This window comes from Schaedlerella sp. (assembly GCF_056796775.1).
Genome location: NZ_JBQIKP010000002.1, coordinates 35,496 through 51,651, shown reverse-complemented (window position 1 = coordinate 51,651; position 16,156 = coordinate 35,496). Strand labels below are relative to the sequence as shown.

Sequence of the window (16,156 nt, the reverse complement as noted above, 5' to 3'; positions counted from 1 at the left end):
TGTTATTTTTATGAATATCGAAGCAAAGGAATTATCAAAGATCTACGGAACCGGCGGAGGGAAGGTCACGGCGCTGGATCGTGCCTGCCTGGAGATCGCCTCGGGAGATTTCATTTCTATCATGGGGCCATCCGGAAGCGGCAAGAGCACCCTGCTCCATCTGCTGTCCGGGCTGGACCGGCCCACCTCCGGCAGTCTCGTCTATGACGGCAGGGACATCTACGGGCTTCGGGACCGGGAGCTGTCCGCGTTCCGGCGGCAGCGCATCGGCTTTATTTTTCAACAGTTCAATCTGCTTCCTGTCCTGACCGCGAGGGAAAATATCATCATGCCTCTGCTTCTGGACAAAAAACAGCCGGATGAAACATATTTGGATCAGCTTACGGAACTGCTGGGAATCCGGGAGCGGCTCACCCATCTGCCTCATGAGCTTTCCGGGGGACAGCAGCAGCGGACCGCCATTGCACGGGCCCTGATCGCCAAACCGGATATCATCTTTGCGGATGAGCCTACCGGCAACCTGGACAGCCGAAGCGGCGGCGAAGTCATGGAGCTGCTGAAAAATATCTGGCGGAGCATGGGAAAAACGCTGGTGATCATTACCCACGATAAACGGATCGCACAGATGGCCGAGCGCCGGTTTATGATCGTGGACGGGGTACTTTCGGAGGTGAATGCGGCATGAAATCTTATTTAGCACTGGCATGGAAAGAATTGAAGGCCCAGAAGGTCACCTCTGTCCTGATCCTCATCGCCGTGATCCTGTCTGCCGCCGCGACCTCCGCCATGGGGCAGTCCATCGGCATTCTGCAGACGATGCGCGAGGACCAGGCGGCCGGTCTGAACGGGGACCGTTATGCCACGTTCCATCAACTGAATGAATCACAGCATCAGGCCCTTTTGTCGGATTCCCGCCTGGAAGATGTAGGCAGCTGGATCTTTCTGGGATCCGTCCCTCTGAAAAACAGCAGCCTGACTCTTTCTCTTCGGGAATATCATGACAATGGACTGCAGGCATATCCTTCCGTCGGAGCACTGAAGGAGGGCCGGCTTCCGGAGAAAGCAGGCGAGATCGCGCTCTCCGGGGAAGCACTGCGGTATCTGGGGTTCGATATAGACAGCAAAGCTTCTGACGTATCGCAAATCGGCGGCGAAGAAAATAACGGCACATCACAGAGCATCCGTCTGGGCAATACCGTCACGCTGCCCGTCAGCGTCGGCCTGAAAGCGGACACTCAGCCTCCTTATGAGTATACCGCGGATTTCGTACTGACCGGAATCCTGGAAGATCACTATATCGGCTATATAAGCGGAACACTGGATGGAGTGATCGGCGAGGGATCAGCGGAAAAGCTGCTTCCGGAACGGTATTTCCTGTATTCTACGGATTTTAAGACAAAGAGCCGGGAACAATTTCAATCCATTGTGCGGGAATTGGCCGAAAAACTGCAGGTGCCGGAAGACGACATCCAGTACAACTGGGTCCTTCTGGATGCGCTGGGCATTTCCTATGACAAAAAATCGGATTCGGACACCGGAAATGGTTTTCCGTTCATGGCGGCGGCGTGCGTGCTGGTGGGTGTGCTGATCCTGCTGGCTGCCGGTCTGGTGATCTACAATATCCTGCGGGTGGCCGTCACGAAACGCATCCGCGAATACGGCACGCTCCGGGCGATCGGCAGCGAGCAGAAACAGCTCTATCTTCTGGTGACTGTGCAGCTTCTGATCCTCTGCGGGATCGGCCTTCCTCTGGGGCTGGCGCTGGGAAGCCTTTCGGCAAAAGGGATTCTGACCGCGGCGCTGGGCATGCTGAACCCGGATCTGTTTCTGGCTGAGAATACGCAGGAATTAAATAATATGGTCGCAGGCAGCAGGACCGGCGGTCCCCTGCCCATGCTCCTGAGTGTCTTTGTCACGCTGCTTTTTGCAGTACTGGCCGCATTCCCATCCGCCCGGTACGCTTCCCGTGTGTCTCCGACAGCAGCCATGAGTGGGCAGACTGTAAAGATCCGGCGGCGCCGCAGGAAGCAGAAAAAGATTCGGAACTTCGAAGCATTTTACGCACGGCTCAATCTCCGGCGGAACCCCGGCCGCACGGTGATCACCATTTTGTCCATTGTCATGAGCATCACCGTTTTCGTTGCCCTGCAGAGCTTCAGCGGCCTGCTGGACGCCAGCCAGGACGTGCAGGATATGCACATGGGAGATTATTCCATATCCAATGAAAACGGCGGTATTTCTCCGGAGGCTGTGGAGCAGCTCAAAAGTCAGGAAATGGTATCCGGGCTTTCTGCTACAAAGCTGACCGTTTACTCGCAGGATGAAAAGGGCGTATTTCCGGTGAATCTGGATTTTACTCCGGGTCCCAGTGAAACATTTCAGCTTGGGACCGTAGATCCGGATCGTCTGGAAGCGCTGGCCTCGGGCCTGTCGGAAACGGATCTGGAGGAGCTGCGAAACGGCAAAGCCTGCCTTGTAAAAAATCCCATTGCATTTGCCGCCGAAGGGCACGAGGTGGAGCATACGGAGTTTCAAAAAGGTGACAGGATCACAGTAAATGGGACGTCTCTTCGGATCGCCGGAATCCTGGATAATGCTTTAACGGACGGCAACGGATTCACCAACGGCATTCAGGTTGTGACTGCGGATTCGATGTATGAACGTCTGGTGGGAAACGGACAGTTTTCGATCGTCTATCCCACCCTGGCAGAGGATGCGGATGCCAAAGCCTTTGAAAAATGGATGGATGGCTGGTGCGCGGAGAATCCGGGAACCCACTGGCTGTCTTACCGGGAGGCAGACGCGCAGCTGGCCGAGAGCTTTGAGCAGATCCGTCTGCTCTGCTGGGGACTGATCCTGTTCATCGGGCTGATCGGGATCCTGAATATCATCAATACCGTTTACACCAATATCCATACCCGCATCCATGAGATCGGGATGCAGCGTGCGGTCGGGATGAGCAGCCGAAGCCTGTATCAGACCTTTTTGTGGGAAGGGGCTTATTATGGATTGATCGCTTCGGTGATCGGCGGGGTGTGCGGGTATATCTGCACGATCTTCGTCAGGGCCGCAGCCACCGATACGCTGCAGTTCACGGCTGTGCCTGCGGCGGCAATCCTGGAAGCAGCGGCCGTGTCCGTGGCGGCGTGTCTGGCGGCGACTGCCGTACCGCTGTATGGGATCGGGAAGATGAGCATTGTGGATTCGATTGAGACGGTGGAATAAGCGGAAAAGCAGGAGATATGATCAGCTCCTGCTTTTTTGGAATTGTTTAAATAGTATGATTTTCTCTCCATACTGCCTTTATACTTGATATGACATCTCGTTTTCTCATAGCTTTTAAAATTGATTCTATCTCTTTAACTGATATCGAAGTGTTTTGCTTTTTAGCAATCTCTTCTATAAGCTGAACACCATTAAGTATTTGCAATGAATATTGACCTAAACGCATTCGCCTTTTCGCTATATCACGCAACATTTCAATATCTGAATCCTCAGTTAATAAAACAGGCATTTGCAAAAAAGATGCCATTAAAATCATATGAACATCCCCCATGCTGCTACCTTGCTTATGTGTATTATATATGGTCTGTCCTTTATGTAAACATAATTTCTCTACTTGCTTTGGACTATTCATTGCTTCCAAAGTCAATCTCATATCTTCATATAGTACACTATAATAATCTTCATACGATTGTTTATCAATTTCATCCTTTTGAAATTCATTATACTGAATTACTTTTATATACTTTTCCTCAACTAAACGAACAAAATATGAATGTAACGATAATTCATGTTCATAAATATACGGATGAGCAACGGGAATGTACTCTAACTCAGCCAATACTTTTTTTATATTGTCTATTGCCTTTCCTTCTGAAGATAACTTTTGAAGAAAACAGGTGTCTACAATAACCTCAGTTTTCCTCATGCTTACCTCCTTCTATAGAAATTTCCACAATATCATCAGTCCCATTTATATTATCAATATCAAAGTCTCTCTTTATCCTATTAATCGTATAAATGCTCAGTTCTCCGCTTTTTTCAACAGTTTCCAACAAATCTCTTAAACCGGGAATTGTTTTCTTTGCGGTCACCCTATCCAACATTGTATTCTGATCCTTTGAAAAAGCATTGACCAAAGGCAATATGGTTTCTTCATTCTTCAAAAGAACATCTCCAATCTTCTGAGTGATTATTTTTGTTTCGATGGCTCTCCTTCTTACAGATTCGTACGGAACCATATAATCATTCATCTGTAACACCATAACACGAATCATATCCACAAGTCTAAGCTTGTTAGAGTCAAGACCCAATTTTTCCATATGCACCCAAAAGGTTTTCCTAAATTCTTTTGCTGGCATTAACAATTCCGCTGCAAATCTATTAATTATTCGCTCTTCTATCTGACTTTCTAATATGCCTTGTTCTCCAGCCAGCTCCCACACTTGGGCAGCAACCCCCCATACATGTCCCAACTCATGAGCAGCCACAAAAACTTGTTCAGCAACAGACTTTGCAGTATTAATATATACAAAGTCCTCTAATTTATCTTTAACAAAACGTTTTGTATGAAAACCACAGTTAATTTCATCCTCTATCGGATAATATACAACTGTACAATGCTTTTCCAAAATTCCAAATATATCGTCCTTAATTATCATATTATTCAAAACATAATCTTTTCTAACTTTTTCTATTGCTGTTGGAATTTGTTCCACTATCTTTTCCCAATCCATTTTCCACCTCAAAAAAGCTGTACTTTCGTACAGCTTTTTATACAACTTCTCTAAGTTCCACATATTCATCCATCAAATCCAATATTCTATCCAAATTATCAGGATTGCTAAACTCTTTCATATACTGCAGCTCCGGCACCAAACTGTCCGATTCATGATTAATCAATTCACTCTTTGTTGTTTTAAGAATACTTGCCATCTTATCTAATTCAGCTGGAGGAATTATAACCTTTCCTTCGATAACATTCCACACATCTTTCATTGAATACCCTAAATGTTTGGCAAAGCTATCAAGACTAATATCAGCTTCCCGTATGCACGTACTAATGTTTACACCAAGCTTTCTTCCTACGTTAGCCATATTGCATCCTCCTTTATAATCTTCACTGCAAAACATCTTCGGCAAAATAAGCTACAATGCTCAAATTATAGCATTAGGGCGTTGACCCGTCAATCACTTTCTTACATATCTATCAAAAACATATTTTCATACATTTTTATTTTTCTCCATTAGCCTTATATTCATATGCAGTGGTATTTCTGAAAATATTTTCCTTTATCAATATAATCTCTGGTGATCATTGAGTCAAAAGCTAAATCCCTGTTTCTACAAAATGCACCGTAGAATTGTCCCAATATTTTTTATAAACACTGTGGTCTCTTTTCATTTGTCCCTCCGTAAATTCCATCTTGATTTTCTCTTCCTTCATTCCGTCAGACCATTATGTTGTATAGGCTCTTGTAAACCATGCTTTTCTGTTATTAAAATCATAGGGCGTTTCCTCGTATCCGTCAAGCAGAATAAACAGATTCCGAAACATTGGAGATCTATGAAAAGAAATGGTCGGAGTATACGACCAGCCCGCCCCTGCGTTGAAAGCCGGTATCCCAGAGTTCTCCCAGATCCAGCCACTCCCAGCTCCCATAGGTGACTGCTTTTACCATACAGGTATTCTGCTGAATCTCATATCCTGTCAGGAGAAACCAGTGCCATTCGTAATCCTTGAACGAACGCTTCTTGTGCTTCAGAAGCAGGCAGGGCACCGGAAGGCCCTTGTCTATCTGGCCTTTCAGCGCGCTTTCTGCTTCCGCGGCACTTCGGTTCCCATATAAGGGGCGCATTCCGATGGCTGTGCAGCCGCGGTCTGTCAGGAACTGCCCGAAGCCTTCCATATAGATCTCCAGCGTGTCGATCCCGGACCATCTTGGCCGCAGATACGGCTTCATTAGCATTCCGAACCGGATATAATCTTTTTTGGTAAGATGCTGTATATCAAATGGATACAGCGTTGTTCCTTTATAGAGGTCAAGGCAGATGCAGCTGTCGCAGGCTGTAAGGGCAGCGCATCCGCCGATCTTCATCATAAAATCCGGAAACCAGTCCTGATTGCCTCCGTAAGTATTGCCGATCCGAAAATAATCCAGTTCCTTTTTCATCTTAAGCCCTTCCGTCATGCTGTGCCGGCCGTCTCTCCACCTTCATTTCAGCTCTGCCTTCACCATCCCCAGCGTGATCGACTCCAATTCCCGCTCCATGGCATCCTGCACCTGGGCCAGGCGGCCGTCCAGGATCCGGTGGATATTCTTTCCCACCGGGCAGTCCGGGTTGGGATTTTCGTGAAAATGGAACAGCGTATTTTCCCCGATGCAGTCCACCGCCCGGTAAATGTCCAGAAATGTGATCTCGTCCAGCGGCCTGGCAGGAACAGCCCCGCCCGGCCCGCGCCGGACCTCGGCCAGTCCGGCATCCTTGAGCTGGGACAAAAGTTTTCGGACGATCACAGGATTGACCCCGATGCTAAACGCCATAAATTCGCTGGTCACCTTGTACTCCTCCTGAAATACATCCATACACAGGAGCATATGAACCGCGATCGTAAATCTACTTGTAATCTGCATCCTATGCTCCTTTCTTCCTGGATTCCTCTTTCTGGAACATCGCATCAGAATGCCCGGGATCTGCCTTTGATTCCCGCACAGACACTTCCGCCGGCCCAAAGCCCTTTACCAGCTCCCGCACAAACGCGTCCGCCGGGTTCTGCCGGATCTGCTCCGGCGTATCCAGCTGGCGGACCTTCCCCTGCTCCATGACCAGCATCCGGTCCCCCAGCTTCATGGCCTCCCGGATATCATGGGTGATAAATACGATGGTCAGCTTCAATTCCTTCTGCAGCCGGAGGATCTCATCCTGCATGGTCTGCCGGGTGATCTCGTCCAGCGCGCCGAAGGGCTCATCCATGAGAAGGATCCTGGGTTCCGCCGCAAGCGCCCGGGCGATCCCCACCCTCTGCTGCTGTCCACCGGAAAGTTCCGACGGATATCTGCCGGCCATCTCTTCCTCCAGCCCCACGGTCCGCAGCAGGCGCAGGGCGAGCTGACGGTTCTCGGCCTTATTTTTTCTGCCGCTGATGACTGGAACGTAGGTAATATTTTTTTCCACGGTCATGTGGGGAAAGATCCCCCCGTTCTGGATCACATAGCCGATCCTGCGCCGCAGTGCCACCAGGTCGGCCCCTGCCAGATCCTTTCCTTCCACGAAGATCCGCCCCGCATCCGGAGTGAGCAGGCCGTTGATCAGTTTCAGCATGGTTGTCTTGCCGCACCCGGATTTTCCGATAACCGTCAGAAATTCTCCCTCCCGCACCTGCAGGCTGAAATCATCCAATATACAATTTTCTCCAAAACTTTTTATTACATGTTCAAATCGAATCCTATCCATTTTTTATACCTCATCGGACGAAAGTCCGCCCGTCCCGCAGGGACATGCATTACGGGATGCCCCTTGGGTATACCTCATCGGACGAAAGTCCGCCCGTCCCGCAGGGACATGCCGCCTCATGCAGATATCACATCAGTCCTTTAGCTTTCAGAAATACTTCCGCCACTTCCACCTCGTCTTTTCCTTCCACTTCCACCTGGTAATTCAATTCCGCCATTTCCTGATCCGTCAGAATGCCGTCCATTTTCATCAATGCATCCTCCAGGCCCGGATATTTTTCCAAGGCATCTTTTCTAACTACGGTGGAGCAGAAATAGTTCACCTGCAGATGCTTGTCGTCTTCCAGCACCATGATATCATCCCGGCTGAGCTGGGCATCTGTGGTGAATCCATTAGTCACATCAATGTCACCCTGCTCCATGGCCTCGTATTTCAGGCCGATGTCAATGTCCCGCACTGCCTTAAAGTCCAGTCCGTAGGTGTCGCACAGCAGGTTGAAGCCGTCCTCCCGCTCGATATAATCCGGATTTCCGCCGAACACCAGCTTGTCCGATACCGTCGCCATGTCTGAGGTGGTCTTCAGGTCATATTCTTCCGCCGCTTCTTTGCGCACGGCGACCGCAAAGGTATTGTTAAAGCCGTAAAGTCCGACCCAGGTCATGTCAAACCGCTCCTCATACTCTGCTTTCAGCTTTTCCAGCATTTCCTCATCGCTGACTTCATCTGCCTCATGCTTCAATACCATGACCCAGCCGCTGGAGGTGTACTCCGGATACAGATCGAACTCGCCCTTTTCCATGGCCGGATGGATATTGCTGGTCCCGCCGCCGATCCCTTTTGTGATCTCCGCCGTATAATCCGTATTCTCCTCGATCAGGAGCTTTAGCATTTCTCCCAGGATATACTGCTCCGTCATGGGCTTGGTGGCAATCTGGATCGGCTCCCCAGAGCCCTTTGAGGATCCATTTTCATCAGCATCTCCCGCATCGCTGCCGTCTGCCTCTGTGCCTGCAGTCTCATTTCCGGAGCTTTCGGAACCGGCGCTTCCGCCCGCGCTTTCATTTCCTCCGCTGTTTCCGCATCCCACGCCTGCAAACGCAAGCATGGCTGCCATCAATAGTGCTGCTGTCTGTTTCATCTTCATGTCAATTTCCACTCCTCTTTTTCATCATTTTTTCTAATCTTCCAAGCAGCAGGTCGCTGAGCAGCGCCAGAAGCGCGATCAGAAAACTGCCACCGAAGGTCAGTGCCATATTGTAGGTTGTGATACCTCTGTAGATCGCCACGCCCAGGCCGCCTGCCCCGATAAATGAGGCGATGGCCGCCGTGGAAATGGTCATGACTACCATGTTTCGGACTCCGGCTATGATCACGCCCGCTGCCAGCGGGAGCTTGATCTTTGTCATGATCTGAAAGTCCGTGCTCCCCATCCCCCTTGCCGCCATGATCACGTCCGGCGATACGCCCCGAATCCCGGCGTAGGTGTTGCGCACCATGGGCATGAACCCGTAGATAGTCAGCGCTGCCACCGCCGTATTATTTCCGATTCCCAGAAATGGGATCAGCATACCCAGCAGCGAGATCGAAGGAATTGTGTAAAATACATTGGCGATCCCCAGGACCGGGGCGGACATCCGCTCATGCTCCGCGATCCAGATCCCCGCCAGGAGCCCCAGCACTCCCGACAGCGCAATGGCGATCAGCGCCAGGGTGATGTGCTGCAGCATCAGCTCCAGAAACCAGTCCTTCCGTTCCAGATAAGTCTGGATGACTTCATTGAATAACATCCGTCTTTTCTCCTCTTTTGCGTATACTTTTTCTGACTTTGGAATGCATTTCCAGCATACATTCTTTCCCAGGACGGCTGTGTGGGACTTCTCTGCTTCTGCCGGAAATAGATTCCCGCCGCTTATGCATATCGCTTCCTTACCGCTTATGCATGGAGCTTCCTCACCGCCCCCGCGGGACATGCTTCCCTGCACGCGCCGCACTGCAGGCAGTGTATCGGGTCGATCCGGTATGGCTCCCCTTGGGCAATGCATTTCTGCGGACAGACCTTCACGCAGGAGCCGCAGCCGATACAGGCATCCGTGATCTCGAATCCGGCCATTTCCTCCTCCGTCCCGTAGGAAAATGTCTCCCGGCTGATGGGATAACGCATCAGGTCGAACCATTCTCCGGAGCCCTCATAGATCAGAAATGCATCCAGGATATAGCGGGTATCTCCGGGGTAGACCTCGTTCATTCCCGGGTTCTCCTCGAATACCCGATCCACCCAGAGCTTTTCCGCCTTCCTTATCTTACCATAAAATTTCAAAGATTGACAGTCCGGACACATGGCACTTAACGCAATCTCCCCGGTATTCATGAGCTGCTCGTAAAAGGGCTTGCCTTTGGATGTGACAATATACATCCCTTCGTCCGCGGCGATCATCACATTGATGATCCTGCTACGGGGATGTCCCTCCTGGTCTACGGTCGCCGCAGACGCAATCTTCACCTTCCGAAATAAATCTACATACTTTTTTGCTTTCTCGTTCATCATTTTCTCCTCCGTTTCATTAAAATATTCCATTCCTTCCGGGAATAGATTTTCGAATCGCCGCAGAATATCTTTGTCTTTGATGTAATATTGTTTATTACATCAAAGACTTTACCACACATTTGATGTAATGTCAATAGTTACATCTAACTTTCTTTAATTTTATGAAAAAGGCCTATAAAAAAGGGAGCACCCGCTGTTGCCGGTACTCCCTTTTTTCATAAAATCAATTGTATCCAGTCAGATATAATTGATTCAAATTACAATTTAGGAAATCACAATCAGATTTTTTTACAAGGATTGAGCTTCCTTCACAATGCTTTGAAATCTCTCCAGATCCGCCTTTGTTGTAATCTTAAAATTGTTTTCATCTCCGAAAATCATGGCAACATCCAGCCCGGCCATTACCGCCGGTTCCGTCGATCCGTTGATATTCTTGATTCGATCCGGAAGCAGTCTGACATTCGCCGCATAGTACACCCCCAGCCGAAATACTTCCGGAGCCTGTCCCGCATAAATCTCACTTCGGTCCAGCAATGCGGTGATCCGTTTCCCGTCTGCGCTGGAATAAACCGTGTCCTTCATCGGAAGCACAGGGATCACTCCGTCATGCCCTTTTGTCGCATCCAGGCAGGCTGTGATCTGTTTTGGGGTAAGCAGCGGCCTTGCGGCGTCATGAATAAATACATAGTCGGAATCATCCGCATATTTTCTGATTGCTTCCAGTCCATTTAGAATGGAAAGCTGCCGATTGCTTCCCGGGGCGGAAAATCCTCTGAATTTTTTCCCGGGCTCGTAAGCAGGAAGCCATGATTGGATCGGTTTCTGCCAGGCGGAATCCGCAATGATCTGGATTGCGTCAATCTGCCTATGGGCCGAGAGGCTCTCTATGCAATAGGAAATAATCGGCTTTCCATAGACTTCGATATACTGTTTTGGAATATCGGAGGCCAGGCGGGTGCCTGTGCCTCCTGATATAATTTGACATACAGTTGAGACTGATATTGGCAGTGATCTGTCAGCGGAATGAAAATCCGTTTCCGCTTTTCTTTTGTGGAAATATAAATCCCGGAATCTCCATACCGGTAGGCCCGTTCTGCAATGGAAAGACCCGCTACCGAATCCGCATGCTGCTTCACATGATATTTTCTGACCTGCCTGCACAGATAGCGGTGAAGTTTTTCCGTATCCACCTGTGCCTGAAATTCATCATACTTTCGCTGGATTTCCTTCTGCAGCGTTACCGGCCTTTCATTTAATACTGCGTCGAATGCATTGTTGACCTTCAATAAAAAACGAAGATAGTGCTTTTCCTCTGCTGTCAGATTCTGATTCACTCTTGCCAGCTTGAGAACCTTGGACTTTGTCCTGGTCCACTGGCTCTTGATGTCTCCCAGCGCGTCAAACATCGCCAGATAAAAATAGACCGACGGCATATCCAGCTCTGCCCGAAGCCCGCTCTTCGTCATCTCATTCTGCACCGTATATCCCGGATAGATCTTGAATAAACTGCCGATGCCCCCGTAGCGGCCGTATACATAATTCTTCACCTTTTTATAATCCTCCGCGATTTCCAGGAGCTGCTGCATATCGGCTTTTGGAATCGGCTCTTTGTTATACTGGTGAATGGTCTTGCATATCTTTTCAGGCAATCCGCGTCCATCCTTCCCTATGTATAATCTGTTCCCGTTACAAAGAATATGGAATGTCTGGCTGTATCACACAGAATGATTTTCCGTATATACAGCGCATTTTTATTTACCGTCAGGTTTTCGCAGAAGTTGATATTCTACGAAGATTCGACATAAAGAAACGATCCCAGTTGCTAATCAGGGGGTTGTAGATCAGATAAAGTGAATTGTTTTCCAGACTAAAAAAGGGTTCCGGCTGATTCAAAACTGCCGGAACCCTTTTTAATTCTCTCTATTGTATACATTATCTTTGTATCTTCAACTCCCTTTTAAGCGCCGATGTCAAAACAGAGGAAAAATTTACTCCCGCTTTTTCTGCTTCAAAGCTAAGCCATGACGGTATGGTACAATTCTTTCTCACCGCCCGCATATCATTTTTTCTGCGGTACTCGACAAAATCGACATCTACAAACGTCACAATATCCGTTGGCGAACCGGTCTTTACATCTGAAATGGCTGTCGGTTCAGGTAATACCTCTCCCGCCCCCGCGCATCAGCTCCAGATATTCCCCTTTATCAATATGCATCATAGTAATCTGATTCTGATACCGCCGGAACCCATACACACTGTCCACATTGCGGATCAGCGACTGGAGACGTTCGTCCGGAACGCAGACGATGAGCTGCAGCTCCAACTCCCTCGCATAGCGCAGGCAGACCTCGCTCCGTTCCTTATCCATCTTGGAAAATGCCTCATCCAATAGCACCAGGCGGATCTTGGAATCCCGGTTGCTCTGCTGCATATAGAGCATGGCAAACCCGGCCAGCAGCGCGACGTACTTGGGGTTCTGTCCTTCCCCGCCGGAGTCCCTCCCGGCCATTTCATCCACCGCGTTTTTCTTCACATTTCCCTGGTCGTCCTCCACCCGCTCATACATGCTGAAGGTCAGATAATTACGGTAGTCCGCATAGCGTTCCATCTCCTGGTTATGGCGGGAACGGCTGTCACCCTCCCCGTCTCTGGGGGGCATGAACTTTTCCGTCAGCCTCTGGATCTGCTGCTCGTACTTCTGAAAAAACGCGTCCTCCCCGATGCTGAGCTGGCCTTCGAAGCCGTCATTGTCCAGTACCTTGCTGTCCAGCTCCGGCGCCATCAGCATTTCGTAAAACTGTCCGTTCTCGTTTTCAGCCGGCAGGATGTCGATCTGGTAGGTGCTGTCGGAAAACCGGATCCTGGACAGCATCTGGTTGATCTCCCGCTTGTGCCGGTATGCCGCCTTGATCTCGCCGTGGATAGTGGCAATCACATTTTCCCGGAGGGAATGGTAGACCTGCCGGTACTGGTTCTCAAAGTCCTCCTTGTACTGGGGCGCATAATCCCGTTTCAGTTCTTCCCTCAGCTTATCGTACACAGTATTCTCATGTTCTACCCCGGAAAATCCATAGGCCGGGTATTCCCTGTTGAAACGATTTCGGGCCAGGATCCGCTGTTCTTCCTGCTCCTCCTCCTGCCCGGCAAGATGCTGGCACAAGTCATGCTGCTTTCTGCGGTATGCGGCCTCGCTCTGAAATTCCAGACCTTCCCGGACCTCCGCCAGCAGACGTTCATCCGCCCGAAAGCCCTCCTGCAGCGCGGACAGTCTATCCTGAAAGTCTCCGTATTCCTTCTGTGCCGCCCGGAGGTCGCCCTCCCGGCCGATCCGTTCCTTATTGACCCGTTCCTGTATGCGGGACAGCTCTGCGATCCCCTGCTCCAACAGCGCCTTTTGTGCTTTCAGCTCTGCGGTCAGCGTACCGTCTTCCAGTTCTTTCAATTCCTTCGCAAGCTGCTCCCGCTTATCCAGATAAACCTCCAACTCTCTGTGAGCCTTGGAAAGACGCAGAAGCTGTTCCGAACTTTGGTTCAGCTGTTCCAGCTTCTTCGCCTGGTTCAGCGTTTCCCGCATCTGCAGATCCCCGATCTGCCGCTGTTCCAGTTGATAGATCTCCTCTTCCAGCTCCTTTAGCTTCGCCTTGGAGACCCTGGTCCCGATACAGGAAAATCGTCTGTAATCGTCCTCCCGCAGATGGCGGAGTATATAATTGCTGTAGGAATAGCAGTCCGGCGTCACCCCGTCCCGGACTGCATGGAGCTCTTCCACGGTCTCGCATTTGCAGATCCTTCCCAGATACCTTCTCAGGCACAGGTCCGCATAAGGTTCGCCGGCCCGGACTGCCTCATAAAGCGTACCGGCTTCGGCTGCGGGTTCGTCTCTTTTGATTGCCGCTGTATTGATCAGGTCCACTTCCTCGTATTCCTTCCGCTTCATCCTGCGGAAGATCCTGGCAGCGTCCAGAGCATACTGAGGCTCGGTCACCAGGCTGTGCTTAATTCGGCCCAGCCTTCCCTCAACGGCATCCTTCCATTTTTCATCCACAATGTCAAACAGGTCCGCAAAGATTTCCACATGGATGGTCCGGCCGTACTGGCTGCTCAGCTCGCTCTGGAGCTGTGCCCGGGCGCTTTTCAATTCCTTCCGGTAAGGCTTGCGGTCATTTTTCAGATCCTCCGCCATCTCCTTTTTTTCACTCAGCTCCCGGGCCGCGGCGCGGATGCCGTCGTTGAGCTCCGCAAGCTCCTCCCCGATCATTTCCATTGCATCCTGAAGGCCATTACGCAGCTTGTCCAGGGCGGACTCCGATATCTCACCGTCCAGGATCTCCTCCAGACACTGCAGGGTGGGGTTGCTGACGTAGCCGCTGATCTCCTCGTCCGTCTCCCATTCCTTCAGATTCTGCAGGATCTCCTGCCACTGCCTGGCATTTCCTTTCAAAAGGCCGATGGTATTTTTCAGTTCTTCCATTTCCTTCTGCTTCACGCCGTAATCGCTGGAATGGAGCTCTGCCTTGACCTCAATCAGCTCTTCCGTTTTTTCCTTCTTGTCCGCGTCCAGAGTTCCATACCGCTCCTCCAGCTCGGCAATTTTTACAGAAATCGCTTCCAGATCCTCTTTTTTTGCTTCCAGCCGGGTCTTGCAGCTTTCGATATCCACGATCCGAAGGACCGTCTCCGCGCGCATCCTGTCCGCCCGGATCCGAACCAGCTCCTGGTTGGCGCTGTGGACCTCATCCAGGATCTCGATCCGACGCTCCAGATCGTCCACCTTTTCCTTGATCTCCCGGTACGCGCCAAGCTGCCGGCTGATTGCGGACACCGTGTCCTCCTTACTCTTTGGAAACATATAATCCTTGATGAACTGCCCGGTGCCGTCCGCCATCCGAAGCGCAATGGCGCTTTTTTCCATGGTCATCAGCCGGCCCGGGTCGATGTATCCGAAAATGGAATCGTACAGGGTGCCCAGATAGGCTTCCCGTGAAGGGTACATCCGGTTCACCTCCACCCGTCCCCGGTTGTCCTCGGAATGGCTGCGGGCCTCAATCAACTTTTTCAGCTGGGCGGAGGTGTAGGGAATGCCCTGGTCCGTCAGATATCCGTCCTCCGGAAGCCGCCCCGAATGACTGAAAAAATGGTATTTCCGCAGCTCCGTATCCTGGCTCCCCACCTCAAATACGGCTCCGATGCAGGTCATCAGCCGGCCTCCCGTATCCTCCAGCTCCAGCACGATCTGGGAGCAGAAGTCTACATTTTCCCGGTTTGAGGTTCCGTCCTTCTGGGCGCCCCGCAGGTAGCTGAGGACACTTCTCTTATTTTTCGCGTCATCCGCCGCTTTATTCAAAAAGGCAGCCGACACGCTGCCGTAAAGGATTACCTGAATCGCATCCATAACCGTGGATTTTCCGGAACCGCTCTTGCCGCTGAACAGGTTCACGTATTCGTGAAATTCCATGATCTTATGGCTGATGCCTCCCCAGTTATTGATCAGCATCCGCCGGAAGATTTTCTTGGATTGCTTCATCGTCTGCCTCCTCCCTGTATTCTTCAATCAGTTCGTTCATATCCGCCGCGCTCACGTAGAGAAGGATGGTGCTGTACAGATAGATCGGTGTCTCATCTTTCACGTCACGGACCGCCGCCGGAAGCTCGATCATCTGGTGCCTGCTCATCAGATACAGCGCCTCCCGCCACTCCGCAGCCGTCAGCTTCCGGTTCAAAAGCCCGGTATTGGCCCCATATTCCCGGATCTCTCCCAGGCTCGTAACTGTTGCGCCCAGCCCCTCCCCCAGGATCTTGTCCCGATAGATCATCCGTACGAGCAGGATGAGCATGGTGGTGGTCTGGCTGAATCTTTCCGTCTCCGCCCCTTCCCCTTTCAGCCGGAAAATGTGCTCCTGCGGGTCATGCTCCATCTCGCACCCCAGCACGGCAAGATAATTTTCGATAAAATGCCTGTGGCGGACACATATTTCATAGTCCGGATTATCTCTCGGCGTCAGCGTGACCGGATCATACCGCAGCTGCAGAATGCAGGTCTGGCGGAATAATCTGGAAATGGTCTTTTTCAGATTTTCCGCCTCGGACGCGGATAGCTCTTCCATGTATGTGATCATTTGTAGGATTCCTTTCTATATTAAATGTAATAGGACA

General features: G+C 50.6%; 15 protein-coding genes. 2 read left to right on the top strand and 13 right to left on the bottom strand.

Annotation, left to right across the window (positions count from 1 at the left end; translation table 11 throughout):
• Positions 1 to 10: 10 nt before the first annotated feature.
• Together ACTOY7_RS01340 and ACTOY7_RS01335 are read left to right on the top strand one after the other, a co-directional pair.
• Positions 11 to 685: an ABC transporter ATP-binding protein gene (locus tag ACTOY7_RS01340; RefSeq protein WP_160282419.1), complete on the top strand. Its 675-nt coding sequence runs from the start codon at positions 11 to 13 to the stop codon at positions 683 to 685.
• Positions 682 to 3,225, top strand: coding sequence for an ABC transporter permease (locus ACTOY7_RS01335; RefSeq protein ID WP_160282418.1), 2,544 nt, complete (start codon positions 682 to 684; stop codon positions 3,223 to 3,225). Before ACTOY7_RS01340 ends, ACTOY7_RS01335 begins: the two co-directional genes overlap by 4 nt.
• Before the next feature lie 46 nt (positions 3,226 to 3,271).
• Here ACTOY7_RS01335 and ACTOY7_RS01330 read toward each other — a convergent pair whose 3' ends face one another.
• The 13 genes from ACTOY7_RS01330 to ACTOY7_RS01270 form a co-directional block, all read right to left on the bottom strand.
• On the bottom strand, positions 3,272 to 3,931 hold the full coding sequence (locus tag ACTOY7_RS01330; RefSeq protein ID WP_160282417.1) for a hypothetical protein: 660 nt from the start codon (positions 3,929 to 3,931) through the stop codon (positions 3,272 to 3,274).
• On the bottom strand, positions 3,918 to 4,739 hold the full coding sequence (locus ACTOY7_RS01325; RefSeq protein ID WP_160282416.1) for an ImmA/IrrE family metallo-endopeptidase: 822 nt from the start codon (positions 4,737 to 4,739) through the stop codon (positions 3,918 to 3,920). Before ACTOY7_RS01325 ends, ACTOY7_RS01330 begins: the two co-directional genes overlap by 14 nt.
• A gap of 37 nt (positions 4,740 to 4,776) precedes the next feature.
• A complete protein-coding gene (locus ACTOY7_RS01320; RefSeq protein WP_160282415.1) occupies positions 4,777 to 5,100 on the bottom strand; it encodes a hypothetical protein in 324 nt (107 codons plus the stop codon).
• Positions 5,101 to 5,567: 467 nt separating this feature from the next.
• A complete protein-coding gene (locus tag ACTOY7_RS01315; protein ID WP_160282413.1) occupies positions 5,568 to 6,176 on the bottom strand; it encodes a hypothetical protein in 609 nt (202 codons plus the stop codon).
• Positions 6,177 to 6,218: 42 nt separating this feature from the next.
• Positions 6,219 to 6,638 carry an Rrf2 family transcriptional regulator gene (locus tag ACTOY7_RS01310; protein WP_160282412.1) on the bottom strand — a complete coding sequence of 140 codons (420 nt, stop codon included), beginning with the start codon at positions 6,636 to 6,638 and terminating at the stop codon, positions 6,219 to 6,221.
• 1 nt (position 6,639) lies between these two features.
• Entirely contained in the window at positions 6,640 to 7,458 is an 819-nt protein-coding gene (locus ACTOY7_RS01305; protein ID WP_300884396.1) for an ATP-binding cassette domain-containing protein, read from the bottom strand.
• Between the two features lie 127 nt (positions 7,459 to 7,585).
• Positions 7,586 to 8,602: a glycine betaine ABC transporter substrate-binding protein gene (locus tag ACTOY7_RS01300; RefSeq protein WP_300884395.1), complete on the bottom strand. Its 1,017-nt coding sequence runs from the start codon at positions 8,600 to 8,602 to the stop codon at positions 7,586 to 7,588.
• A gap of 1 nt (position 8,603) precedes the next feature.
• The gene (locus ACTOY7_RS01295; RefSeq protein WP_300884394.1) at positions 8,604 to 9,245 is read right to left on the bottom strand and encodes an ABC transporter permease; all 642 of its coding nucleotides are present in this window, start codon (positions 9,243 to 9,245) and stop codon (positions 8,604 to 8,606) included.
• A 146-nt stretch (positions 9,246 to 9,391) separates the two neighbouring features.
• On the bottom strand, positions 9,392 to 10,003 hold the full coding sequence (locus ACTOY7_RS01290; protein WP_300884393.1) for a 4Fe-4S binding protein: 612 nt from the start codon (positions 10,001 to 10,003) through the stop codon (positions 9,392 to 9,394).
• A gap of 288 nt (positions 10,004 to 10,291) precedes the next feature.
• A complete protein-coding gene (locus tag ACTOY7_RS01285; RefSeq protein WP_482672633.1) occupies positions 10,292 to 10,927 on the bottom strand; it encodes an IspD/TarI family cytidylyltransferase in 636 nt (211 codons plus the stop codon).
• Entirely contained in the window at positions 10,888 to 11,652 is a 765-nt protein-coding gene (locus ACTOY7_RS01280; RefSeq protein ID WP_300884392.1) for a hypothetical protein, read from the bottom strand. The genes ACTOY7_RS01285 and ACTOY7_RS01280 overlap by 40 nt, the downstream gene beginning before the upstream one ends.
• A 503-nt stretch (positions 11,653 to 12,155) precedes the next feature.
• The gene (locus ACTOY7_RS01275) at positions 12,156 to 15,527 is read right to left on the bottom strand and encodes an SbcC/MukB-like Walker B domain-containing protein (RefSeq protein WP_482670502.1); all 3,372 of its coding nucleotides are present in this window, start codon (positions 15,525 to 15,527) and stop codon (positions 12,156 to 12,158) included.
• Entirely contained in the window at positions 15,484 to 16,119 is a 636-nt protein-coding gene (locus ACTOY7_RS01270) for a DUF4194 domain-containing protein (RefSeq protein ID WP_394682921.1), read from the bottom strand. The genes ACTOY7_RS01275 and ACTOY7_RS01270 overlap by 44 nt, the downstream gene beginning before the upstream one ends.
• Between the last annotated feature and the right edge of the window lie 37 nt (positions 16,120 to 16,156).